General features: G+C 66.5%; 23 protein-coding genes. 9 read left to right on the plus strand and 14 right to left on the minus strand.

The genetic code is table 11. The features are described 5' to 3' along the window. Window positions 1-26: 26 nt before the first annotated feature. From F7R19_RS04195 to F7R19_RS04215, 5 genes are all read right to left on the minus strand, one after another. On the minus strand, window positions 27-2,222 hold the full coding sequence (locus tag F7R19_RS04195; protein ID WP_150979455.1) for a methyl-accepting chemotaxis protein: 2,196 nt from the start codon (window positions 2,220-2,222) through the stop codon (window positions 27-29). 52 nt (window positions 2,223-2,274) lie between these two features. Beyond that, window positions 2,275-2,820, minus strand: coding sequence for a chemotaxis protein CheW (locus tag F7R19_RS04200; RefSeq protein ID WP_061958987.1), 546 nt, complete (start codon window positions 2,818-2,820; stop codon window positions 2,275-2,277). A 202-nt stretch (window positions 2,821-3,022) separates the two neighbouring features. Further along, window positions 3,023-3,391, minus strand: a complete 369-nt coding sequence (locus F7R19_RS04205; RefSeq protein WP_061958986.1) for a response regulator — start codon at window positions 3,389-3,391, stop codon at window positions 3,023-3,025. A 33-nt stretch (window positions 3,392-3,424) separates the two neighbouring features. After that, window positions 3,425-3,922 (minus strand): response regulator, encoded by a 498-nt coding sequence (locus tag F7R19_RS04210; RefSeq protein ID WP_150979497.1) that lies wholly within the window; start codon window positions 3,920-3,922, stop codon window positions 3,425-3,427. A 375-nt stretch (window positions 3,923-4,297) separates the two neighbouring features. Then, entirely contained in the window at window positions 4,298-4,468 is a 171-nt protein-coding gene (locus F7R19_RS04215) for a rubredoxin (protein WP_008644874.1), read from the minus strand. 252 nt (window positions 4,469-4,720) lie between these two features. Between F7R19_RS04215 and hemL the strand changes: the two genes are divergently transcribed. Beyond that, window positions 4,721-6,013, plus strand: a complete 1,293-nt coding sequence (gene hemL, locus F7R19_RS04220; protein ID WP_150979456.1) for a glutamate-1-semialdehyde 2,1-aminomutase — start codon at window positions 4,721-4,723, stop codon at window positions 6,011-6,013. On the opposite strand, the gene dapA is transcribed toward hemL, so the two are convergent. Beyond that, the gene (gene dapA, locus F7R19_RS04225) at window positions 6,000-6,935 is read right to left on the minus strand and encodes a 4-hydroxy-tetrahydrodipicolinate synthase (protein WP_150979457.1); all 936 of its coding nucleotides are present in this window, start codon (window positions 6,933-6,935) and stop codon (window positions 6,000-6,002) included. The genes hemL and dapA overlap by 14 nt on opposite strands. A gap of 369 nt (window positions 6,936-7,304) precedes the next feature. Between dapA and F7R19_RS04230 the strand changes: the two genes are divergently transcribed. The 3 genes from F7R19_RS04230 (at window position 7,305) to F7R19_RS04240 (ending at window position 9,351) form a co-directional block, all read left to right on the plus strand. After that, window positions 7,305-7,907, plus strand: coding sequence for a LemA family protein (locus tag F7R19_RS04230; protein ID WP_061958984.1), 603 nt, complete (start codon window positions 7,305-7,307; stop codon window positions 7,905-7,907). A 67-nt stretch (window positions 7,908-7,974) separates the two neighbouring features. Next, window positions 7,975-8,802, plus strand: a complete 828-nt coding sequence (locus tag F7R19_RS04235) for a TPM domain-containing protein (protein WP_099047631.1) — start codon at window positions 7,975-7,977, stop codon at window positions 8,800-8,802. A gap of 12 nt (window positions 8,803-8,814) precedes the next feature. Then, window positions 8,815-9,351 (plus strand): TPM domain-containing protein, encoded by a 537-nt coding sequence (locus F7R19_RS04240; RefSeq protein ID WP_150979458.1) that lies wholly within the window; start codon window positions 8,815-8,817, stop codon window positions 9,349-9,351. A 21-nt stretch (window positions 9,352-9,372) separates the two neighbouring features. Here the strand turns inward: F7R19_RS04240 and F7R19_RS04245 are convergent, their stop codons facing one another. After that, entirely contained in the window at window positions 9,373-10,644 is a 1,272-nt protein-coding gene (locus tag F7R19_RS04245) for an MFS transporter (RefSeq protein ID WP_084004173.1), read from the minus strand. 80 nt (window positions 10,645-10,724) lie between these two features. On the opposite strand from F7R19_RS04245, the gene F7R19_RS04250 reads away from it, so the two are divergent. Both F7R19_RS04250 and F7R19_RS04255 read left to right on the plus strand, forming a co-directional pair. After that, window positions 10,725-11,642, plus strand: a complete 918-nt coding sequence (locus tag F7R19_RS04250) for a LysR substrate-binding domain-containing protein (RefSeq protein WP_061958981.1) — start codon at window positions 10,725-10,727, stop codon at window positions 11,640-11,642. Between the two features lie 211 nt (window positions 11,643-11,853). Next, on the plus strand, window positions 11,854-12,642 hold the full coding sequence (locus F7R19_RS04255) for a metallophosphoesterase (RefSeq protein ID WP_150979459.1): 789 nt from the start codon (window positions 11,854-11,856) through the stop codon (window positions 12,640-12,642). 197 nt (window positions 12,643-12,839) lie between these two features. Here F7R19_RS04255 and groL read toward each other — a convergent pair whose 3' ends face one another. Together groL and groES are read right to left on the minus strand one after the other, a co-directional pair. After that, entirely contained in the window at window positions 12,840-14,483 is a 1,644-nt protein-coding gene (gene groL, locus F7R19_RS04260; RefSeq protein WP_061958979.1) for a chaperonin GroEL, read from the minus strand. Window positions 14,484-14,573: 90 nt separating this feature from the next. Next, complete coding sequence (gene groES, locus F7R19_RS04265; protein WP_061958978.1) at window positions 14,574-14,864, minus strand: co-chaperone GroES; 291 nt, start codon at window positions 14,862-14,864, stop codon at window positions 14,574-14,576. A 336-nt stretch (window positions 14,865-15,200) separates the two neighbouring features. Here groES and F7R19_RS04270 point away from each other — a divergent pair, with 336 nt between their 5' ends. Continuing rightward, window positions 15,201-17,519 (plus strand): patatin-like phospholipase family protein, encoded by a 2,319-nt coding sequence (locus F7R19_RS04270; protein ID WP_150979498.1) that lies wholly within the window; start codon window positions 15,201-15,203, stop codon window positions 17,517-17,519. Between the two features lie 126 nt (window positions 17,520-17,645). Here F7R19_RS04270 and F7R19_RS04275 read toward each other — a convergent pair whose 3' ends face one another. From F7R19_RS04275 to F7R19_RS04295, 5 genes are all read right to left on the minus strand, one after another. Further along, window positions 17,646-18,860, minus strand: a complete 1,215-nt coding sequence (locus F7R19_RS04275; protein WP_150979460.1) for an alpha/beta fold hydrolase — start codon at window positions 18,858-18,860, stop codon at window positions 17,646-17,648. Beyond that, window positions 18,857-20,146, minus strand: a complete 1,290-nt coding sequence (locus F7R19_RS04280; protein ID WP_061958975.1) for an MASE1 domain-containing protein — start codon at window positions 20,144-20,146, stop codon at window positions 18,857-18,859. The genes F7R19_RS04275 and F7R19_RS04280 overlap by 4 nt, the downstream gene beginning before the upstream one ends. Before the next feature lie 118 nt (window positions 20,147-20,264). Beyond that, complete coding sequence (locus tag F7R19_RS04285; RefSeq protein WP_150979461.1) at window positions 20,265-20,549, minus strand: ArsR family transcriptional regulator; 285 nt, start codon at window positions 20,547-20,549, stop codon at window positions 20,265-20,267. A gap of 274 nt (window positions 20,550-20,823) precedes the next feature. Beyond that, a complete protein-coding gene (locus F7R19_RS04290) occupies window positions 20,824-21,207 on the minus strand; it encodes a cupredoxin domain-containing protein (protein ID WP_150979462.1) in 384 nt (127 codons plus the stop codon). A gap of 2 nt (window positions 21,208-21,209) precedes the next feature. Further along, the gene (locus tag F7R19_RS04295; RefSeq protein ID WP_150979463.1) at window positions 21,210-22,103 is read right to left on the minus strand and encodes a metallophosphoesterase family protein; all 894 of its coding nucleotides are present in this window, start codon (window positions 22,101-22,103) and stop codon (window positions 21,210-21,212) included. Between the two features lie 183 nt (window positions 22,104-22,286). Here F7R19_RS04295 and F7R19_RS04300 point away from each other — a divergent pair, with 183 nt between their 5' ends. Then, window positions 22,287-22,910: an RNA polymerase sigma factor gene (locus tag F7R19_RS04300; protein ID WP_150979464.1), complete on the plus strand. Its 624-nt coding sequence runs from the start codon at window positions 22,287-22,289 to the stop codon at window positions 22,908-22,910. After that, window positions 22,897-23,715: an anti-sigma factor family protein gene (locus F7R19_RS04305; protein ID WP_150979465.1), complete on the plus strand. Its 819-nt coding sequence runs from the start codon at window positions 22,897-22,899 to the stop codon at window positions 23,713-23,715. Before F7R19_RS04300 ends, F7R19_RS04305 begins: the two co-directional genes overlap by 14 nt. The last annotated feature ends 47 nt before the right edge of the window (window positions 23,716-23,762 follow it).

The raw sequence follows: 23,762 nt of genomic DNA on the forward strand, positions 1-23,762 counted from the left end.
GGTGCGCCCGTCAAATGAAGCGGGCGTCAGGCGATCTTGAATCGCGATACCGAGTTGCGCAGTTCTTCGGTCAGTGCCGTCAGCTGCCGCACCGACTGTGCAGTCTGGCGCGTGCCGGCCGTGGTCTGCGCCGTCACTTGCAGGATGCCTTCGATGTGGTGCGCCACGTTGGTGGCCAGGCTTGCCTCATGCGACGTGGTTTGCGAAATCTGCTCGATCAGTTCGGCCAGCTGGCGCGACACGCGGCCGATTTCCAGCAGCGCAGCGCCTGCGTTATCGGACAGCCGCGCGCCTTCCACCACGCCCTGGGTGCTCTGCTCCATGGCATGCACGGCGTCCTGCGTGTCGGTCTGAATCGTGCGGATCAGCGCACCAATCTGCTTGGTCGCCTCGCCCGAGCGTTCGGCCAGGCGCTGCACTTCCTCGGCCACCACCGAGAAGCCGCGCCCCGCTTCGCCTGCGGATGCGGCCTGGATGGCAGCATTCAGCGCCAGCACGTTGGTCTGTTCGGTAATGTCCGAGATCAGTTCGACAATTTCACCGATCTCCTGCGACGATTCGCCAAGCCGCTTGATCCGCTTCGAGGTCTCCTGGATCTGGTCGCGAATGCCGTTCATGCCGGTGATGGCGTTCTGCACGGCCTGCTGGCCCTGCTCCGCCGCCGCCAGCGACGCGCGCGCCACGTTGGCCGATTCGGCTGCGCCGCGCGACACCTGCGTGATGCGATCGGCCATCTCCACCACCGATTCGCCGGTCTGGCGAATCTGACGCGACTGCTCTTCCGTGGTGGCCGCCAGTTGCACCGAGGTGTCCTGCACCTGCGCCGATGCGTGCTGCACTTCCCCAGCGGTCTGCTGCACCCGGCCGACCAGTTCCTTCAGTTCTTCCACGGTGTAGTTCACCGAGTCGGCGATGGCGCCGGTAATGTCCTCGGTCACCGTGGCCTGGCGCGTCAGGTCGCCGTCGGCGATGTCCTGCAGCTCGTTCATCAACTGCAGAATGGCCTTCTGCGTGGCATCGTTGTTGCGCTTTTCATCGAGACGGCGCGCTTCGGCTTCGCGTTCGCGCGCTTCGGCTTCCAGCGCACGCACGCGCGAATCGCGCAGGTACAGCGCGGCCAGCCCGGCCAGGCACAACAGCGTTGCGATGGCGGACAGCACCATCGCGCCCAGCGTCCACGGCCGCAGGCGCGCGCCTTCGGCGTAGGCGGACTGCAGTTGCGACAGTTCGCCGCGCAGCGCTTCGTTGTCGTTGAAGATCTGCTGCTGCGCCCGCTTGGCGGCAATCAGACCTGGCAGATTCTGCAGAATCGTCTGCGTGGTTTTCTGCACCGCTTCGAAACGCTGCGACAACTGCTGCAGATAGCTGCGTGTTTCGGCGTCGTTGGCCGGCGACAGACGCAGCGCCTCGGATCCGTTCATCAGGCCGTCGAGCGTTTCGCGGAAGGTGTTGGTGTCCTTGCCCAGCAGGAACGCCGTTTCCGGGTTCACGCCTTCGCCGGAAAGGAATTCGTTGAGGTTCTTGCCCAGCCGCTGCGTCAGCATCACCAACTGCGCGGATGCCGCCACTTCACGCGTGTTGGCGCCGGCCTGCAGCTTGATCGCGGCCACCTGTTCGGCGGCTTCGAGCAGTTCGGGGTTCGAGGCGTTGAAGATCTGCAGCGTCTGGCCGATGGTGGTCAGGATGGGCTGCTGGGCCAGCACGTCGGCCGCACTCTTTTCGGATCGCTTCCACGAGGTAAAGGCCTTTTCCAGCAGCGGCTCGGCGGCGCCGGTGGTGGCGCGCACATGCTTTTCGTCGCTACCGTTCTGCAGCGCCAGCAAGTCGGCCGTCAGCTGTTCCTTCGATTGCCGCAGCTGCGTGAATGCCTGCGCGTTGCCGAGCAACGCCACCGGCACGGCCTTGCCCAGACGCTGCGAGTGCATCAGCATGTCGCCCGCGATTTCGATCTGCGCCGCGCCGTTGGTAGCCTGCCGGTTATCGAGATAGACCGATGCCAGCAGTGCCAGCAGCGACACCACCACGCCGACCGTCAGCGCCCGCTGCTGGGACGAAAACGGCATGCGCGACAGCCAGCCCGTCATCAGTTCGACCGGGCTGCGGCCCAGGCCACCCTGCCCCGCGTCCCCCTTGGCGAACATCGATGCGCGCGGCGCGGCGGCTTGTGCTGCGACGCCGGCGGCAGCCGTGCGGCGACCGAGGCTGATCTTCTTGATTCCCATGGCAACCCTCTGTTTTGTTCGTGCTTTGTTTGTTCTTCGTTGGCTTTTCTGCTCAGGCCACGCTGCGGCCGGCCTGCAGGAATGCCGGCGCATCGAGCAGCCGCTGGATGTCCAGCACCCGCCAGTCGCGCCCCTCACGATCGGCGAACTGCGCGCCGAGCCACTCGCCGGACTCCCCATCCGACGCCGCCGGCGCAAGATCCGCCGCGTGGCGCAGGCCCACCACGCGCGTGGCGATGATGCCGCAGGCCCGTTCCACATGACGCGACAGCACGACGATCTTGCTGCCCGGCTGTACTGGCGTCGGTCCTTCGCCGCAGAACATGCCGAAATCGATCACGCCGAGCAGGTTGCCGCGCGCGTTGACGAGGCCGCGATACCACGGCTGCGTCAGCGGCACGCTGGCCGGCGTGCGCATTTCCAGCACCTCGCCGGTTTCCGTCAGCGGCAGCAGCCAGTTGCGCTGGCCCACCAGCACGCCCAGGTAGCTCTCGACCACCGGCAGGTTGCGCGCCTCGCGCAGGCGGCGGGCGAGCATGGCCTGGTAATCGTGCAGGCGGGTCTGGCGGGCTCGGAGGTCTTGGCGCGGCGCGTTCATGATGGGTTAGCAGATCCAGGAATTAAGCCGGAGACAGGCGCGCGGCGCGGCCGAAGCGAGATCGAATCGGACCGGGCCGCATCGAGACCGCATCGAGCCTGGAACATGGCCGGAACGACGCGAACCCGGGCCCGGATCGGCCAGCCCGCGCCGCGGTTCATGGCTGTCATCAATGGACATCGAACAGCCACGATTGCCGCGCTCAGTGCGCCAGCGCGGCAATCTTCGACAGCAGTTCGTCGCTGTCCACCGGTTTGACGATGTAATCCGATGCGCCCTGGCGCATGCCCCAGATGCGGTCGGTTTCCAGGCCCTTGCTGGTGCACATGATCACCGGGATGTCCTTGAAGCGGTCGTCGCGCTTGATCGCGCGCGTGGCCTGGTAGCCGTTCTGGCCCGGCATCACCACATCCATCAGGATCAGGTCGAAGGCGTCGGCCTCGAGGCGCGCCATGGCCTGTTCGCTATTGCCGGCCACGGAGACCTTGAAACCCTTCTTGCCGAGCAGGTCGGACATGAACAGGGCTTCGGTGGGCGAATCGTCGACGATAAGGATTTTGCTGATGGTCATTGTTTCATTCCTGGATGCTTCGGGCGGCACGCATCATGCCGCCACGGCCGCGCCCTCCTCCGGCACGCAGCCCGCCAGGCAGTGCTGGACGGCCTGCAGCAGGGCTTCGCGGGAGAACGGCTTGGCCAGATGATTGTGAGCGCCGACGAGCCGGCCGCGCGACCGGTCGAACACGCCGTCGCGGGACGACAGCATGATCACGGGGATCGCGTGGAAGCGCGGGCTTTTCTTGATCAGGGAGCAGGTCTGGTATCCGTCCAGCCGCGGCATGAGGATGTCGCAGAAGATGACGTCCGGGTGCAGGTCGCCAACCTTGGCCAGCGCCTCGAAGCCGTCCTCGGCCAACATGACCTGATAGCCCGCCTGCGTAAGGAAGATTTCCGCCGTGCGGCGGATGGTGCTGGAGTCGTCGATCACGAGCACCTTCGCGGCGGCCTCGCGGCTGGCCGCGGATGCTTCGCCGGCAACGGCAATGCCGCCGGCGCCGACCCCATCGACTGACGTGTCCGATTCTGTTTGAGTGACCCGCATCTTGTTCCCGCGGCCTGCTGACTGCATGAGATCGCAGACGCCGGCATTCACTTGAGAACTTCCGCACGGCACCACGCATGGCGCGCCGGCGGCCCCCGATTTTCCATTTCCCAGTCAAAAAACCCGGCTACCCGGCCGGTTGGCGGCGCGCTTTCGATGCACGCCTGCCGGTACTGCTCTAACTATTCTTGTGCGGCAACATCGTCTGTTGCGGCCTGCCGCCCTGCGATGGACACCCTGTGGGCGCCCGGCGGGCACGCTTGCCGCAGCGATGCTCAGTTTTGCCGCAGAGTGTGACAACTCGTGGTGGGGCCGTCAATCCGGAGCTTCCGGCGCGGCCGGCCGCACTGTCGCGTAAGCGCGACGCGCCTGGCCTCAGATCGCCACCATCTCGAAATCTTCCTTGCGCGCACCGCATTCCGGGCAGGTCCAGTTGATGGGTACGTCTTCCCATTTAGTACCCGGCGCGATGCCGTCTTCCGGCGCGCCCGCGGCCTCGTCGTAAATCCAGCCACAGATCAGGCACATCCAAGTCTTGTATTCCATATGCAGGCTCTTGCCACTCTCCATTAAAATCCAGCGCATGATGGTACCCAATCGGCGCCGATGACGCCACCCATGGGCCGGCAGAATCGGTCCAATATCGCCGCGTTCGCGCAATTTAGCGTGCAGATGCCGTTTGAACGGCGTTCTTTTGGTCGGGATTGTCCGAATTTCGGGCCCCGGCCGGGCACGCACGCCGCGCCGCCCCACCAGGCCGGACGCCTGTCTATTTCCTGAATCTTTCAGCCAGATCCCATGTCCCGTAACCAGCAGCTTTTCGATCGCGCCCAGCAAACCATCCCCGGTGGCGTCAACTCGCCCGTGCGCGCCTTCCGCTCCGTGGGCGGCACGCCGCGCTTCATCACGCGCGCCGAAGGCGCCTATATGTGGGATGCCGATGGACAGCAGTACATCGACTACATCGGCTCCTGGGGTCCGATGATCGTCGGCCACGCGCACCCCGATGTGGTGCGCGCCGTGCAGGAGACCGCTGGCCTGAGCTTTTCGTTCGGCGCGCCGACCGAAGGCGAGATCGTCATGGCCGAGGAAATCTGCAAGCTGGTGCCGTCGATCGAGCAGGTGCGCCTGGTCTCTTCCGGCACCGAAGCCACGATGAGCGCGCTGCGCCTGGCGCGCGGCTTCACTGGGCGCGACCTGATCGTCAAGTTCGAGGGCTGCTACCACGGCCATGCCGACAGCCTGCTGGTCAAGGCCGGGTCCGGGCTGCTGACGTTTGCGGACACCACGCAGAATGCGCCATCGTCGGCCGGCGTGCCGAACGATGTCACGCGCCACACGATGGTGCTTGAGTACAACAACGTGACGCAGCTCGAGGAAGCCTTCGCGCGCCACAAGGGCGAGATCGCCGCGGTCATCGTCGAACCGGTGGCCGGCAACATGAATCTGGTGCGCGCCAGCAAGGCCTTCCTGCAGTCGATGCGCAACCTGTGCAGCGAGCACGGCGCCGTGCTGATCTTCGACGAGGTGATGACCGGCTTCCGCGTGGCGCTGGGCGGCGCGCAGGCGCACTACGGCATCAGGCCGGACATGACCTGCCTGGGCAAGGTGATCGGCGGCGGCATGCCGGCGGCGGCGTTCGGCGGCCGGCGCGACATCATGGCCAAGCTGGCGCCTCTGGGTGGCGTGTATCAGGCCGGCACGCTGTCCGGCAACCCGCTGGCCGTGGCCGCGGGCCTGACCACGCTGAAGCTGATCCAGGCGCCCGGCTTCTATGACAGTCTGACCGCGCAAACCCGCAAGCTTGCCGATGGCCTGACCGCCGCCGCGCGCGCGGCGGGCGTACCGTTCGCCGCGGATGCCATCGGCGGCATGTTCGGCATCTATTTCACCAACGCCGTGCCGACCAGCTTTGCCGAGGTCACGCAGGCCGATGTGGGCCGCTTCAACCGCTTCTTCCACGCCATGCTCAACGAAGGCGTGTATCTGGCGCCGTCGGCATTCGAAGCCGGTTTCGTATCGGCCCGGCACGACGACGCGATCATCGACGCCACGCTGGCCGCCGCCGCGCGCGCCTTCAAGGCCGGCTGAGCGACGCCTGCGGCGCGGGCGGCAGCGCCGTCTCCAATGCCTCATGCAACCCCGCCAGCCGCGCGTCCAGTTGCGGCGCCGCGGTGGTCATCGGCGCGCGCAGCACGTTGCGCAACCAGCCTTGCCGCGCCAGCAGCGCCTTGAGCGGCGCCGGGTTCGGTTCGGCGAACAACGCCTCGATCAGCGGCGTCAGTGCATGAAACAGACGACGCGCGTGGTCCAGCCGCCCGGCTGCCATGGCGCGCCAGATCTCGACGAACAGGTCGGGCCGGCAGTGCGCCGAGGCGATGATCGCGCCCTGCCCGCCCAGCGCCAGCGTCCCCAGCAGTTGGTGATCCTCGCCAGCCAGTACCGACAGCCGTCCGTCGGCGATCAACGCCTGCGTGGTATGCGCATTGCCGCCGCAGTCCTTGATCGCGACGATATTGTCGTGATCGGCCAGCGCCAACAGCGTTTCCAGCGTCAGCGTGGCACCGGTGCGATACGGGATGTCATAGAGCACGAGCGGCGCGCGCGAGGCGTCGGCCAGCCGCGCAAACCAGTCGCGCAGCCCGGCCTGCGACGGGCGGATGTAGTACGGCGCGGGCACCAGCACGCCGGCCAGTGGCCGCGCGTCCAGCTCGCGCAGCCGCGCCAGCATGTGCCCGAGATGATTGCCGGCAAGCCCCATCGTCACGGGCAGATCGCCGGCCGCTTCCAGCACCGTGTCCAGTACCGCCAGTTGCTCGGCCGCATCGAGCGCGGCTGCTTCGCCGGTGCTGCCGCAGACCACGATGCCGGCCAGACCGGCGGCGCGATAGTGCGTCACCATGCGCCGCAGCGCGCCATGGTCGACGCCCTGCCGGGCGTCATCAAGAAAAGGGGTCACCAGCGGCAGCCAGATACCGTGCATGGCATGTTGTGTCGGCTGTGTCGTTTGCATCGAGAAAACTCCGGATCGACCGATCGGGAAACCGTCGATGCACGACGCCGCAGGGCACTTGGCTGGAAAACGCGAGGCGGGTAAGCCGATCGAGCCGGTGCTGCTGTTCCGTCGCCCATCTGACGGAACAGCGCGCTCCGGTCAGACGAGCGGCTGTTTTTTGGCTTTGGCGCGCGCAGCCGCAGCCGACGCACCCATGGCGGGAGCGAGGCGGATCGGAAAATGACGGGCTGGACGCGACATGGCAGCCAATCTACCACGGCCGCGGCCATGGCGCGACCGCCAAAATGCGGCCGGCGTCGCGCGGGCGCTGCGCTACACTCCAGAATTGCCGTCCCCATCGTTACCGGACATTCCAGGAGTTTCTTGATGCGTACTGTTTCCACCCCTGCCCTGTTCCGCTGGATCGTTCTTGGCCTGCTGGCCAGTCTGCTTTCCGCCTGCGGCTACAACGACTTCCAGAAAAAGGACGAAGCCGTGAAGGCCGCGTGGGGCGAAGTGGTCAACCAGTATCAACGCCGCGCCGATCTGATTCCGAATCTTGTCAACACGGTCAAGGGCTACGCCACGCATGAGCGCGAGACGCTCGAAGCCGTGACCAAGGCGCGCGCGCAGGCCACCAGCATCCAGGTATCGCCCGAAACACTGAACGACCCCGAGGCGTTCGCCCGCTTCCAGCAGGCGCAAGGCCAGTTGACCAGCGCGCTGTCGCGCCTGCTGGCCGTCTCCGAAAATTATCCGCAGCTCAAGGCCGATGCCGGATTTCGCGATTTGCAATCGCAGCTCGAAGGCACCGAGAACCGCATCACGGTGGCACGCCAACGCTATATCGCCGCGGTGCAGGACTACAACGTGCTGGCCCGCAGCTTTCCCACCAACCTGACGGCGATGGTGTTCAAGTACCCGGTCAAGCCGTCGTTCACGGTGGAAAACGAGAAAGCCATCTCGACACCGCCTGCGGTGAAGTTCTGATCATGACCGCTTCGGCCCTGCGCTTGCCATGCCCATCGCGCTCGCTTCGCTCCTTGCTCCGGCCGCCATGCGCAGACTGATCGCCCTGTGCCTGCTCGCCTTGACGCTGGCCGCGCCCGCGTGGGCCGCCGACGGCTTTGTGGCCGTGCCGCCATTGACCGCGCGCGTGACCGATCTGACCGGCACGCTCAGCGCCGACCAGCGCAGCGCGCTGGAAAACGTGCTGGCCGAATACGAGCAGCAGCGTGGCAGCCAGATCTTCGTGCTGATGCTGCCGACCACCGAACCGGAAACGCTCGACGCCTACAGCATCCGCGTGGCCGACGCATGGCGCGCGGGGCGCAAGGGCATCGACGATGGCGTGATCGTGCTGATCGCCAAAAACAACCCGCCCGGCCTGCGCAAGATGCGCATCGAAGTAGGACGCGGCGTGCAGGGATCGCTGACCGACGCGATGTCCAACCGCATCCTGCAGGACGTGATGGCGCCGCACTTCCGGCAGAACGATTTCTATGGCGGATTGGCGGCCGGCGTCTCGGCCATCCAGGCCACCATCGACAAGGAAGGACTGGCCGCGCCGCAGCGCAAGGCCGCGCAGGGCAACGTCGTGCTGGGCGACTGGCTGCCGGTGCTGTTCCCCCTGGCGATCATCGTGTTCTTCTTTCTGTCGGCGATGCTGCGCCGCGGCGGCAGCCCGCATATCGTGACCGGCCGTCGCGGCTGGCCCACCGGTACCGCGGGCGGACTCGGCGGCATGACCGGCTATGAGATCGGCCGGCGCTGGGGTGGCGGTGGTGGCGATGGCGGAGGTTTTGGTGGCGGCTCCGGTGGCGGCGGTTTCGGCGGCGGCGGGGGCGGCGGGTTCGATGGCGGCGGCGCGTCCGGCAACTGGTAACGGGAGCATTCGATGCAACAAACTTCTGCACCGCGTCTGCCGTTGCACCTTTCGCTCAAGCGCACGCTGCGTCATCTTGGCCATGGCACGCGGACGGCGCGCAAGGCGTTTCCGCGTGACGCGCGACACCAGTTGCAGGTGGCCGTGCACAAGGGCGAACAACATCATCGCGGCGAAGTGCGCGTGGTGATCGAGGCCAGCCTGCCGCTGTCTCTGGCTTGGCGCGGTGCGTCGCCGCGCGATCGCGCCCGCGCACTGTTCGGCGCGCTGGAAGTGTGGAATACCGAGGATCACTCGGGCGTGCTGCTGTATATCAACCTGGCCGATCACGCCGTCGAACTGCTGGCCGATCGCGGCATCGACGCCCGCGTCGATCCGCGCCTTTGGCACGGCATCTGCAATACGCTGGCGCAGGGCCTGGCGCAAGACCTGTCGGTCAAACCCGTGCTCGCCGCCATCGCCCAGATCCATGCGCTGCTGACCGAGCACTTTCCGGCCGATGCTGGCCGCAATCCCAACGAACTCGACGACCGCCCGATCATCCTGTAGGCGGCAGGAGCGCCCGAAACGCTAGGGGCGTTTTTCCATCAGGTACCAGATCGCGGCCAGCACCTGCACGGCGACCAGTCCGGCCCACACCATCATGTGCGCCGACACCGGATAGTGGCCGCCCGTAGCCGGGAAGAAGTCGAGCACGAAGCCGATGCCGATCTGGAACACGAAGGTGGCCAGGAACACCGTCAGCGTCATCGCCGTGGTGGCGCGCCCGATCAACGCATCGGGAAAGCGCCGTGCCAGCAGCGCGTAGGTCAGGATGCCGCTCGATCCGAACACGCCGTAGGCGCCCCACAGCAGGCTCAGCGGCACAAACGGCAGCCGTGCCATCAGCAGCAACTGGATCACGATGAAGCTCATCATCCCGAAACCTGCAAACGCATACAGGCTGATGCCGCGCCGCTCCAGATGGCGTGCGGCCCAGCCGGCGCCCACGCAGCCGGCCATCATGGCCATGCCGATCACGGAAACCAGCCGCGCCGCCTCGCCCGCGGCCAGCCCCTGCACGTCGCGCATGAAGGCGCTGACCCAAAGCGTCTGCACGGCAAGGAAGATGCCCTGATTGAGCAGCGTCAGCGGCACCACGCGCCAGAAGCGCTCGCTGCCCAGAATCTGCCGCGTGCCGCGCATCTGCTCGGCAAAGCTCTCCTTGCCCACGCGCTTGACGTCGGGCACGCCGAACCATAGCAGCACGGCCATGCCGAACGACACGACCGCCATGCCCACGCTGACCGTGCGCCAGTCGGTCCACGACAGCAGCCAGGACAGCGGCGTGCCGACCACGACCGCGCCCAGGCCGCCGATCGCCATCACCAGCCCGTTGAGCAACGGCATGCGCGAGAGCGGAAACCACATCGACAGCGCCTGGATCGCCGCGCCCAGGCACACCGAAACGCCGACGCCGATCATCGCGCGACCGGCGGCCAGCCCGGCCATGCCCGGCGCGGTGGCAAACACCAGCGACCCAGCCACGGCCAGCATCAGCAGCACGGCCTCGGTGCGGCGCGGCCCGAAGCGGTCGAGCAGAATGCCGGCGGGCAACTGCGCGCAGGCAAAGCCCAGGAAGTAGAAGCTCGTGAGCAGACCCAGGTCGCCCGCGGTAAGCCCCAGTTCGCGCGTCAGATACGGCGCGAAGCCCAGATTGACGCCGCGGAAGATGTATGACACCAGGAAGCCGAGCGAAAAGAAAGCCAGCACGCGCCAGCGTGCCGGTGAGGCGTGATGGGGTTGCGAGGCCGAAGTGGCCGAACGGGTGGAATTAACGGTGGATGCATTCATGCCCAGCATTGTGATCACCGTCGTGGTGCAAGACCAGCGAAAGATACCCGCAGCAATTGTGAGTAGAATTTGACGACTTATGGAAAACCATGGCTGCCAACCGTCCTCCTCACCTACCTCCGCTCCAGGCCTTGCGCGCACTGGAAGCCGCCACGCGGCACCGCAGTTTCTCGCGCGCAGCCGAAGAGCTGGCGCTCACCCACAGCGCCATCAGCCACCATATCCGCGCGCTCGAGAGTAACCTCGGCACCAAGCTGTTCCGGCGCACGGGCCTGTCGATGACGCCCACCAGCGCCGGCGCACGCCTGGCCGAACAGGTGCGCGGCGCGCTGGACCAGCTCGAGGCGGCGCTGCGCGAAGCCAGCGACGTCGCCGCCCCGCCCGTGGTGCGGCTGCAGGTCAGCGTGATGGCCGATCTGGCCAACGCCTGGCTGATCCGGCGGCTGCCCAGCCTCCACGCGCAAGCGCCGGAACTGGATCTGCATCTGCGACTGCATGCGGAAATTTCGCCGCCCGATCCGTATTCCGTCGATGTCGGCATCTGGCACCAGCGTGTCGATCTACCCGGATTCGAGTGCCACAACCTCATCGAAGACCATGTGATCGCGGTGGCCAGCCCCGCCCTGCTGGCCCGGTATCCCGGTTTCACCATCGCCGATCTGCCCAACCTGCCGATGCTGCGCTTTGCGCTGCGGCCATGGCGCGACTGGCTGGTACTGGCCGGCCTGCCGCCCGACGAACCCGAGCGCGGCCCGATCTTCCAGGACGCCGGCCTGATGCTGCAATCGGCCGTGGCGGGACTGGGCGTGGCCACGGCGCGGGCGCAACTGGCGCACGACTATCTGGCCAGCGGACAGCTTGTGCAGATCGGCACCACGCGCATTCCGTCCAGCCTGCACTACTGGGTCACATGGCGCGAAGGCAATCCGCGCGAAAAGGCCATCCAGCGCTTTCATGCGTGGCTGCGCGAGCAGGTTGCAGAATCGACATGGCCGTCTCGCACCTGAAACATCTCTCGTTTATGGCGTCCGTTATGTGGACATAGCGGACGCTTCCTACGCCTAACAACAAGCGTCACTTTTGGCGCGAGGATTCAGAACGGAAAGAGTCGGCGCCCGCAGGACCGTGCGCTGCGCTTGTTTATGCGCCTGGTCTTGACCAGGCCGTCTTTTTTTCGAAGAATCGACCGCACGTCATTGCCACTGCGCGGGAAATTCCATGAAGTTACGCATCCTCAGCGACATTCATCTGGAGCACAACACGCCCGACGCCGTGCCCGATTGCGCGGCCGATCTGGTCATTCTGGCCGGCGATATCGCCAACGGCCGCGACGGCATCGACTGGGCCGCGGGCGCGTTCAGTGCGCCGGTGGTCTATGTGCCCGGCAATCACGAATACTACGAAAGTGCGTTCGACAAGGTGGACCGCCTGATGGCGGACGGCGCGGCGGAATCGGGCAACGTCACGCTGCTGAACGGCGACGTGGCCGTGTTCGAGGATGCCCGCGGCCAGCGTGTGCGCGTGATCGGCACCACATGGTGGACTGACTACTGCCTGTATGGCGAGAACCGCATGGACGAGGCCATGGAGGCCTGTTCGCGCGTGATGGTCGACCATCGGCTGATCGCCACGGCCGGCGACGACGGCCAGCATCGCATGTTCACGCCCGCTGACGCGCTGGCACGCCACCAGGCGGCCACGGCATGGCTGGCACAAACGCTGGCGCAGCCGTTCGATGGCAAGACCGTGGTGGTCACGCATCACGGCCCCGACCTCGGCAGCCTCGACGCCCGATATGCGCACGACGTGGTGTCGGCCGGATTCCTGTCGCGCCGGCCCGATCTGGTTGCGCAAGCCGATCTCTGGATCCACGGCCATACCCACACCAGCTTCGACTACTGGATCGACGACTCCCGCGTGGTCTGCAATCCGCGCGGCTATATTTCCCGGCGCAGCGGCGCGCCCGAGAATCCGGTCTTCGACTGGAGCAAGGTGGTCGAGCTCTGAACGGCAATCCAACGGCGCGGCGCGGGCAACGGCTGCGTCGGCGCTCTCGGGCGCATCGATTTCTGCATCGCCAGCAACTTCTTCGACACGCCGCTTCGCGCCAGCGCGCGCGGCCGCCATAAAGAAAAACCCCCGAGGGCTTGCGCCACTCGGGGGTTTTTTCTGACAGGCTGGTTGGCCCGGCAGTCCGGGATGAATTACATCATGCCTTCCATGCCGCCCATGCCACCCATGCCGCCCGGCATTGCCGGAGCCGACTCTTCCTTCGGCGTTTCGGCCACGGCGCAGTCGGTCGTCAGCATCAGCGAAGCCACCGAAGCGGCGTTCTGCAGCGCGGTGCGGGTCACCTTGGTCGGATCCAGCACGCCCATTTCCACCAGGTCGCCGTACTCGCCCGAAGCGGCGTTGTAACCGTAGTTACCCTTGCCTTCGATGACCTTGGCCACCACGACCGAAGCCTCTTCACCGGCGTTCAGCACGATCTGGCGCAGCGGCTCTTCCATGGCGCGCAGCACGATCTTGATACCGGCGTTCTGGTCGGCGTTGTCGCCGGTCAGTGCCGAGATCGCAGCGCGGGCGCGCAGCAGGGCCACACCACCACCGGGGACGATACCTTCTTCCACGGCAGCGCGCGTGGCGTGCAGTGCATCTTCCACGCGGGCCTTCTTTTCCTTCATTTCGACTTCGGTGGCAGCGCCAACCTTGATCACGGCAACACCGCCGGCCAGCTTGGCCACGCGCTCTTGCAGCTTTTCACGGTCGTAGTCCGAGGTGGCTTCCTCGATCTGGGCGCGGATCTGCTTCACACGGCCTTCGATCGCGCCTGCATCGCCAGCGCCGTCGATGATGATGGTGTTTTCCTTGCCGATCTCGATGCGCTTGGCCTGGCCCAGGTCCTGCAGCGTAGCCTTTTCCAGCGTCAGACCGACTTCCTCGGCGATCACGGTGCCGCCGGTCAGGATGGCGATGTCTTCCAGCATGGCCTTGCGGCGGTCGCCGAAGCCCGGGGCCTTGACGGCGGCGGTCTTCAGGATTCCGCGGATGTTGTTCACCACAAGCGTGGCCAGGGCTTCGCCTTCCACGTCTTCAGCGATGATCAGCAGCGGACGGCCAGCCTTGGCCACTTGCTCCAGCACCGGCAGCAGATCGCGGATGTTCGAGACCTTCTTGTCGAACAGCAGCACGAACGGGTTGTCCAGGGCGACAACCTGCTTTTCCGGGTTGTTGATGAAGTACGGCGACAGGTAGCCACGGTCGAACTGCATGCCTTCCACGACTTCCAGCTCGTCGGCCAGCGACTTGCCGTCTTCGACGGTGATCACGCCTTCCTTGCCAACCTTGTCCATCGCTTCGGCGATGCGCTCGCCGATCGATGCATCGCTGTTGGCCGAGATGGCGCCAACCTGGGCGATTTCCTTGCTGGTGGTGGTCGGCTTCGACAGCTTCTTCAGCTCTTCGACGGCGGCGCCAACGGCCTTGTCGATGCCGCGCTTCAGGTCCATCGGGTTCATGCCGGCGGCAACGAACTTCATGCCTTCGCGCACGATCGACTGGGCCAGCACGGTTGCGGTGGTGGTACCGTCACCGGCGTTGTCGCTGGTCTTGGAAGCCACTTCCTTGACCATCTGCGCGCCCATGTTCTGCAGCTTGTCCTTCAGTTCGATTTCCTTGGCCACGGACACGCCGTCCTTGGTCACGGTCGGGCCGCCGAAGCTGCGCTCCAGCACCACGTTGCGGCCCTTCGGGCCCAGGGTCACCTTCACTGCGTTGGCGAGGATGTTCACGCCTTCGACCATCTTGGCACGTGCGGCGTCGCCGAACACTACGTCTTTTGCTGCCATGTTCTGAATCTCCGAATCTGGGATGGAGCGCCCCGCCTGGGCGGGGCGATCTGAAAATTGGGTACGACTGAAACGAGAGACCGGCGTCGCTTACTTGTTGACGACAGCCATGATGTCTTCTTCGCGCATGACCAGCAGTTCCTGGCCATCCACCTTCACGCCCTGGCCGGCATACTTGCCGAACAGCACGCGGTCACCCACCTTGACGTCGAGGGCGATGCTGTTGCCCTTGTCATCCTTCTTGCCCGGGCCGATGGCGAGCACTTCGCCTTGATCGGGCTTTTCGGCTGCATTGTCGGGAATCACGATGCCGGACGCGGTCTTGGTTTCGTTGTCCAGACGCTTCACGATCACACGGTCGTGCAGAGGACGCAGGTTCATACGGACTCCTAGATACAAAAAGTGAGATTTGATTCACAAATGGCCGTCATGGTCAGGCGGCCATCAAGTTTTCAGTCTACCGCCGGGGTCGGCTGTTAGCACTCTCCCCCAGGGAGTGCTAATTATAGGGACGGGGTGAGTCGTTTTCAAGACAACGACTTAATGGGGGTATACCCGAGGCCGCGTGGGAATTGCGTCGATCCCCGCGACACCCTACCCTGCGAGGCGTCCGGCGTGTCGTCGCAAACCCCCGCCGCCGCGTTTGCCTGTGTGGCGCCGCGCGCGCCGCGCACCGCCTCTCGTCCCACCGCACCTTACCCGTCCGACGCCATCGTCATGTCAAGTCTCGCCATCGGGCAGCGCCGCATCGCGTCGCGCTGTCTTGCCATGTTTTGCCTTCTGCTCGCGCTGGTCGCGATGCGGCAGGCCCACGCGCAGGATCCGGCCAGCCCGCAAGCGGCGCGGGCCGCACCCGACGGCGTCCGACCGCGGGTCTGCGTGGTGCTGTCCGGCGGCGGCGCGCGCGGCTATGCGCATATTGGCGTGCTCAAGGCGCTTGAGCGCATGCGCGTGCCGGTCGACTGCATTGCCGCCACCAGCATGGGCGCCGTGGTAGGCGGGCTGTACGCCAGCGGGATGTCAGCCGATGAACTCGACGCGCGGCTGTCGCGCACCAATCTGAGCGACATCGTGTTCGACCGCAACGAGCGCGCGCAGCTGCCGCAGGCGCTGCGCGAAGATGACTTCCAGTATCCGATCGGCATCTCCGCCGGCATCGGCGACGGCCGCGTCAAGCTGCCGGTGGGCCTGGTGCAGGGCAACAAGCTGTTTACGCTGCTGCAGGACTGGACCGCCGCCTGGCCCGGCGATGTCGATTTCAACACGCTGCCCATCCCGTTCCGGACCATCGCCACCGACCTGGGCACCGGCGCGCCAGTGGTGCTCAGCCGTGGTTCGCTGCCGCGCGCGATCCGCGCCAGCGTGGCCGTGCCCGGCCTGTTCGCGCCGTTCAGGCTCGATGGCCATACGCTGGTCGATGGGGGCCTGGTCAGCAACCTGCCAGTGCAGATGGCGCGCGACATGGGCGCCGAGGTGATCATCGCGGTCAACGTCGCCACGCCGCTGGATGATCCTGCCACGCTCGATTCGCCCGCGGCCGTCACGCAGCAAATGGTGACGATCCTGACCAACCAGAACGTGGCGCAGCAGAAGGCGCTGCTCGGCGCGCGCGACATCCTGCTGGAACCGGACCTGGGCACGCTGTCGTTTGCCGATTTCTCGCACGCCAAGGACAGCGTGCAGCGCGGCTACGACGCCGCGCAGGCCATGGCGCCAAGGCTGGCCGCGCTGGCGCTGCCGCGCGAAGCGTGGGACAACTACCTGACCGCGCGTGCCACCCATGTTGCCGCCAACGACCCGCGTCATATCGACGCGATCGAGGTCCACACGTCGGGCCGCATCCCGGCGTCCTATGTGAAACAGTACCTGCGCGCGCGCGAAGGCGACCGCTACGACACCGCCGCGATCAATCACGATCTGACGCAGCTGGCCACCAGCGGCGATTTCGAGAGCGTGACGCAGGACGCGGTGACCGAGAACGGACGCACCGTGCTCAAGGTGGACGCCCAGGAAAAATCGTGGGGACCGCAATTCCTGCTGTTCGGCTTCGGTATGTCCACCACCTTCGACGGCAAGGGCGCGTTCAACCTGCAACTAGGCCACCGCTATCCGTGGCTGACCCAAAGCGGGCTGGAATGGCGCAACGATATCGTGCTGGGCAGCAACCAGGCGAAGTGGCATACCGAACTGCGCCAGCCGGTGTTCGACCGCCTGGGCTTCTATGTGGCGCCGTATCTCGAATATGGCCGCAAGCATGTCGACATCTATCCGGACAACAGCCGCGACCGCAACGCCACGCCGGTGACCGCCGTGCGCGTCGACACGGCGATAGCCGGCCTTGACCTCGGCATGCCGCTGGGGCGCCTCGGAGATTTCCGGCTTGGCGCGAATTACCAGCAGGTGCGCTACCGCTCCGATTACCTGCTGACCAACGCACGCGGCGGCCAGTTCAACAACAGCTACGTGCGGCAGCCGGTGGTACGCGCCCAGTTGACCATCGACCAGCTCGACGATCCGCTCTACCCGCGCAAGGGCTACTACCTGTTTGCGGTGAACCAGTTTTCGTTCGGCGGCGCGGACAACACCTATGACGATGTGCACGCCAAGGCGTTGTGGGCCGGCAGTGTCGGGCGGCATACGCTCAATATCGCCGCCGAAGGCGCGATGACCTACAACGACCATCGCACCGACCGCAGCGTCAGCGGCGGACTGGGTTTCACGCTGGGTGGATTCCAGCGGCTGTCGGCGTACGCGCCGGACCAGTTCTCGGGCAACTATCTGCTGTACGGTCGCCTGACCTACCTGAACGAGCTGCGCGAATTCGTGCTGCCCGGCCTGCGCACCACGGTCTTTGGATCGAGCCTCGAAGTCGGCGATGTCTGGCTGACGCGCCGCAACTTCGGCAGCGGCCCGTACAAGTCGAGCGCCAGCGTGTTCATCGGCGGCAACAGCGTGATCGGGCCGCTCTACTTCGGCTTTGCGGCGGCGCCGGCCGGTGTGTGGAACGTCTATCTGCAGTTGGGCCGCGTGTTCTAGGTCGTCGCGGCAGCCGGTGTATCGGCGGGGAATCGGCCATGCGATTCGGGCGAGTCGGGCGATTCGGCGGCATAGCACGCGATGCGCCGGCCGGCGGCCGGACCCGCCGTCGAACCCTCCGACGGCTTAGCCCGGCAGCGCCTCGGCGCTGGCCTCGGACATGGCCGAGCGGTATTGCACCGCGCCGATGCGGCCGTTGCGCAGCCGCAATGTCTGCGTGCCGTGGCCCTGCATCGGCACGCCGTCTAGCAGGTACGACACGGCGATATCGACTTCCACGATCTGCCCGTCGATGCGCGGCGCGCCCGCCACGTCGATGCGCACCGTGTCGCCGCTCAGTTGGGCAATCCGCTGGAACAGGCCGATCACGGCATCGCGGCCGTTGTATTCGCCGGCCAGTGGATGATTGCCGAGGTGTGTCCAGACGATGTCCGGATCGAGTTGCGAGTACAGCGTTTCGAAATGGCGCGTGGTCAGCGCCGCGAGGTAATCGTGCACCAGTGCCGCCACCGCTTCGGCCGACATCGGCGCTTCGACCGCGCGGCGCGCGCGCATGCGGCCCGCCGATGCGTCGAGGCCGAGAAAGTCGAGCACGCTGGCCATGACCTGCTCCCGATCGTTGTCGACGCAGATCATGTGGTAGCTGTTCTCGACGATCACGCCCGTGGCCTGCGGCACGTTGGTCAGCAGGAAATCGGCCGAACGCGTCGAGGTCAGTTCGTCCTCGCGCGCATGCACCACCAGCGTCGGGGACGGCACGCGCCGCGCGCCGTCGAGCACCCAGCGGCGCAGCCGGTCGACCTGGCGGATGCAGGTGAGCGGCACCCAGCGATAGTGGAAATTGTCGCCGCGCTCGAACTTGGCCTTGACCACGGCGCGCACCAGATCGCTCTTGATGCCGAACGGCTCGTTTTCCTCCACCCGGATGCGCGCCGGCAGCAGCGGCAGGCGATAGACCACATGGCGCAGCCAGCGGTACGGCGGCGTGGACCAGCCGTCGATATAGACCGGCGTCGACAGGGCCACCAGCCGCCCCTTGCGATGCTGGCGACGTTCGCACAACGCCACGGCCAGCAGCGCGCCCATGCACATGCCGATCACGTGGAAGGTTTCGTACTGGTCCACCAGCGCGTCATACGCTTCGGCAACCGTCGCCATCCATTGCTCGGCCCGCACGGAAAGAAGATCCGCGGGCGTGCCGCCGTGGCCGGGCAGCGTCACCGCGTGCGTTTCCACGCCCGCGCGCCGCAGCACCTTGTGCATCGGCCCGAGGTCGTACTGTGTGCCGCCAAGACCGTGGATCAGCAGGGCTCCGGTACGCGGAGCCGGGTCGATCGTCATGCCGCGCGCCGTCCCTCGGTGTCATGCGAGGACGCGATGCGCCAGGCGCCGGCAATCAGCGCCACCGAATCATCCCCATCGAGCAGCGGGCCGCTCATGTCGACCACCGTCGTCACGGCCCCGGCCGGCAGCATCAGCCTGAAGGTCAGGTCGCCGCGCGCCTCGCCGTCGCTTTCGCGCAGCCAGCGGCGGCGCACCTCGGCGCGATCGTCCGGATGCACGCGCGCCAGTACGTCGTCGAGCGTGGCCAGCGACGCTTCGGCCAGGCCAAACGCGCGTTCGACACTGCCGCTCCAGCGCAGCCGTCCGCTATGCGGATCGAGGTTGTAGACCAGTTGCCCGCTGGCAGCCAGCGCCAGCTCGACGTCGTTCTGGCGGCTGGCAGCCTGCTCGTGCAATTGCTGGCGCGCCGTGCTCAGCGTGCTGATCAACAGCGTCAGCAAGGCCGCGACGGCCAGGTACAACTGCGCCACCAGCAGCGAATAGCCGTGATAGACGGCCGTGTCGGCAAACGGGCCGTCGCCCTGCGCGGTGTTGACGAGCACCAGTGCCGACAGCAGCGCCACGGCGATCGATCCGCCCCGTCCGCCCAGCAGCAGCGCAACGATGGCCGTGAAAAACAGCGGGATATAAGTCAGCGCGTACGACACATCGAGCGACAATCGCACCACGCGCGTACCGTCGAACACGACCGCCGCGGTGACCAGCACGGCAAGCAGCGCGGCAATGCCGAACACGAATTCGCCGCTGCGGCGCCCGCCCGAGCGTGCGGCACTGAAGCGCGCCCATCCGGCCAAGACCGGCGTGACGATCAGCACGCCAACGAAGTCGGCCGCCGCCCACACCTTGGCGGTGGGCCAGAACGGCACGTCCATGAACAGCCAGAACCAGCCCGCGCCGAAGACCGCGCCGCCGACGCTGCTGACCACGCCCGCCAGCAGCAGTCCGCGCAGGAACGCCAGCCCTTCGAGCGAAAACTGCATCATGTGGACCAGCGCCACGGCCAGCGCCGCAAAGCCGATCTCGTCCAGCGAAAACAACAGCATGCGGAACGCGTCGCGCCCTTCCACCACGCCCAGCAGCATCTGCGCGGCCAGAAATGCCAGACCCAGCCCCACCCAGCGGCGCGCCGGCGCCAGCATGAAGGCTGCCACCGACACACCGGCAGGCAGCCAGATATAGCCGGTGGCGGCAAATGGCCCGTTGATCTTGTGCGATGCGTAGCCGAAAACGAAATACAGGACCGCCCACAACGGCAGCGTGACGATCCGGTTCGATAGATTCACAGTTGGATTCCTGGGTGCAAGGCAAGGTACGGCGCACGCAGGCGCCGCCCTCAATGAACGGGAAATGCGGCCCGTCAGTTGACCGGGACGGGCCGTTTTTGCGCAGAAGAAAGCACAATCAGTTCAAGCCGCTGCGATCGACGTACTCGAGCGCCTCGCGCACGGCCCGACGCGCCTTGAGCACGTAGCAGACCTGGCGGTCCCGGATCACCAGCGACAGGACGTCGGCCTGCACCATTTCCTGAAAGAAATGTGCCGCGCGCCGCACCGTCAACCCGGCGGCGGTCGCCAGGGCGATGGCAGGCTGGCCCTCGTCGCCCGCCTCCAGCAGGGCGCGGCAGATTGCTGCACGGGCCGGCACCGTCAGCAACGCTAGGGTCAGGGTGCTTTCCTGGGTCTCCATGTTCTTCTCCGTCGATGGAATTGCCGCGTAGGCATCGATGATGCACCACTACGAGCCATCGCACGTCGGAAATAAGCGCCAATATGCCGGCCGTATCGCGCATACGACGCGCAATCACTGCCTGTTGCGTCAGACGATCGATTTACGGCCCGGCATCCTCCCCGGCCGCCGCCGCGCGGCGAACGGCCGTTTGCAGGTGCGCCAATCCACGGCATGGAGAAGCGCCGGGAACAAAGGGAGGCAAGGCGGCGGCCAGTCTGGCGGCCGGCCAACGCTATGCGACGTCGATCGTGCCGCCCATGCTCTCGTGGCCCGATCCGCAGAAGATGTCGCACAGGAATCCATAGCTGCCGCGCTTGGTGGGCGCGGTCAGCCGCACTTGCACCGCCTTGCCGGGCGGCAGGTCGGCGCGCACGTGCATATCGGGCGCGAAAAATCCCATGATCACGTCCTCGGCGGTAATCGCCAGCAGCACGGTTTCGCCGGGCTTCAAGACGATGCGGTCGGGAATGAAGACAAAACGGCGCGCGCGCATCGCGATCACGCGCGGCGCCGCCGCATCGCCCTGCCGGATCATCGGCACCATCACGGCGGCGGCGATCCAGCGCAGCACCGTGCGCCGCCCGACCGGCTTGCCGCAAAAAACGGGCGTCGTCATGGTCAGCCCCGTCCGGTGACCGGCTGCTCGGCCAGCCGGAACGCATCCGGTCCCGCCGCCGGCGTGGCCGCCACCTCGCGCCAACCCAGCCCCTGATAGGGATGCGCGGCGTCCCACGGCACCGGCAGGCGGCGCGGCTGCGATCCGGGCGGCGGCAGCGGAAACATCAACGACCGCGCGGCGTGATGGGCGATATGTCCGGTCATGCGGTGATGCTCCTGGTGGATATGGCCATAGAACACCGTGACGTTGGAATACGGCATCAGCGTGTCGATCACTTTGGCGCCATCGCGCGTGGCCCAATCCCACTGCGGATACAGGTCGAACAACGGCCGGTGGGTGAACACCACGATCCGCGCGTCGCGCCGCTGCTTCGACAGATCATCGGCCAACCAGGCCAGTTGCGCTTCGCCCACTTGCCCTGCGGGGTCAGATACGTTGTCCAGCACGATCGCGTGCAAACCCTTGTGATCGAAGGTGTAGTGCGTGGGCCCGAACAGTTCGCGATACGCCTCGCCGTTGTCCAGGCTGGCGTCGTGCTCGCCAGGCATCAGGTGCACCGCGCCGGCGCGCAGCGGCGCGATGATGTCGCGGAATTCGCGCATGCGGCGCCGGCGTTCGGCGGCATCGTCGGTAGTGTGGGTCAGGTCGCCCGTGAACATCACGAAGTCGGGCGGCTGCGGCAGCGCGTTGACGGCGGCGACAGCCTTGGGCAGCGTGCCGCGCGCATCGGGATTGGGCGGCCCTTCGAAGCCCCAGTGCGCGTCGGACAACTGCACGAACACGAAATCCTCGTCGCGGCCGGCGGCCCAGCCCGGCAAGGCGGAGACGAACACGGCGCCCGCCGCGGCGCCAGCCAGGCGCATCACATCGCGCCGATTCCAGTTTCGTTGCATGAAAACCTCCGTTCATGGCGTGGGTCGTGCCTGTCATACCGGGGCGCGCGCCGTTTTATTCCCTGCGGGTCTACCCCGTTGGCGCGCGGTGCGGCGCGGGAATAGAATCGGCGCAGCCCCGGTAATACGAAGGAGATGCACGCATGCCGCAGTGCCCGTTCGATCCGCTACCGAAGGACTGACTTGGACGCCGCCAACACGCGCCGCCGTTTCGAATCCCTGGTGCTGCCGCATCTGGACGCCGCCTACAACCTTGCGCGCTGGCTGTGCGGCAACGCCAGCGATGCGGACGATGTGGTGCAGGAAGCGTTTCTGCGCGCGTTCCGGCTGTTCGGCAGCTTTCGCGGCGACCAACCGCGCCCGTGGCTGCTGGCGATCGTGCGCAATACGTGGTTCACCACGTGGCAGAAGCGCCGGACGGCGGCGGAAACCGGCTATGACGAAGCCGCGCTCGATGCCTCGGGCGCGGCCTTGCCGGACTGGCACGGTGCACCGGGCGATCCGGAACAGTGGCTGCTGCGTGAGGAGGACGTGCGGCTGGTGCATGCCGCGCTGGAAACCTTGCCGGTGGCCTTTCGCGAGGTGCTGGTGTTGCGCGAACTCGAGGAACTGCACTATCGCGATATCGCACGCGTGGCCGACATTCCGGTCGGCACCGTGATGTCGCGCCTGGCGCGCGGGCGGCGCATGCTGGCCGCGGCCGTCGTAGCGCTGCGCGATGGCGCCCCGCCGCAGGCCCGGCCTGCGTCCGCACCATTGCCGGCATCGGCACAACCGGCAGGAGACACGCGCCATGGATTGCAATGAGGCCCGCCATCTGCTGCAGGCAACCGCCGACGGCGAAGTCGGCGCGGCGGACAGCGTACGGCTGGAGCGGCATCTGGAAGATTGCGACGGCTGCGTCGAAAGCCTGCGCAACCTGCAGGCCTTGCGCGCCGCCACGCGGCACGGTGCCCCCTATCATCGCGCACCGGCAGCATTGCGCGCACGGATTCTGGAAGCGCTGCCGGGCACTTCGCCCGATGCCTCGCCGGACGCCTCTTCCACCGCGGCGCAGGACGTCGCCGATATGCGCCAAGGCTGGCGCCGCTGGTTTGCATGGCCACCGGCCGCCACCGCCGCGCTGGCGGCATGCACCATCGCGGCCGTGGGCCTGAACCTGTTTCAGTACAGCACGCAGCCGTCGTCGGGCGACCTCGCGGCCAACGCGATCGTTGCCAGCCACGTACGCGGCCTGATCTCGAACCGCGCCATCGATATCGCCTCCACCGACCAGCACACGGTCAAACCGTGGTTCAACGGACGCATCGACTACGCACCCGATGTGCGGGACCTCGCGTCTGCAGGCTTCCCGCTGGTGGGGGGACGGCTCGATTATGTCGACGGTCAGCGCGTGGCCGTGCTGGTCTATCGCCGCAACCAGCACCCGATCGACGTCTTTGTGATTCCCGCCGACCGCTCGGGTGGCGCCAGGCAGCATGAACGTCAGGGATATCAGATCGACAGCTGGACGTCCGGCACGATGCGTTATTGGGCCATCACCGATGCATCGGCAGACGACTTGCGCAAGTTCATGCAGGCGTGGCGCAGCGCGCAGGGCCCGGATCGGTAAGCGATGATGTCACGCGGTCTTCGCACCAACGTCCAAGCCGAATGTCG

The organism is Cupriavidus pauculus (genome assembly GCF_008801835.1).
GTDB lineage: Bacteria > Pseudomonadota > Gammaproteobacteria > Burkholderiales > Burkholderiaceae > Cupriavidus > Cupriavidus pauculus.